Origin of the sequence: Leifsonia sp. SIMBA_070 (genome assembly GCF_046534635.1) — a bacterium.
Taxonomy (GTDB): Bacteria; Actinomycetota; Actinomycetes; order Actinomycetales; family Microbacteriaceae; genus Leifsonia.
This window is the reverse complement of the sequence record NZ_JAWRYK010000068.1, coordinates 1-371: the sequence shown is the minus strand read 5'-3', so window position 1 is coordinate 371 and position 371 is coordinate 1. Positions and strand designations below refer to the sequence as shown.

Genomic DNA, 371 nt, shown 5'->3' with positions numbered 1-371 from the left:
CTCCACTTGCACCAGTACATTTCAGAATATTATTGTTAACTGTGACAGTTCCAGTTCCAGATACCCTATCATTAAAACCGTATTTAAAATTTTGATCTACACCAATTTGAATCATTTATTGTGCCTCCTTAATACGATTACTCATAAATCGTGTAATACCAATAGATTTTATTTTTTGAAGAATATAAGCATTATCTATAGTCCATGCCCCTACATCTACACCTTTACTTCTTGACAATTCAACTAAAGACGGTTTATTTAGTAGAACATTATAATCAGACAACATAACAGCATTACCATCACTTGCAGCTAAATCCAACATTTCTAAGAACTTCGCTTCTGTTCCAACTAAATATCCAATTGTTATCTTC

The 371-nt window shown here is 32.1% G+C and carries 1 protein-coding gene; it reads right to left on the bottom strand.

Going from position 1 to position 371, the window contains the following annotated elements:
* Positions 1–115 precede the first annotated feature (115 nt).
* Positions 116–371: hypothetical protein (locus SB754_RS19440; protein ID WP_410784044.1), on the bottom strand; the 256-nt coding region annotated here is incomplete at its 5' end.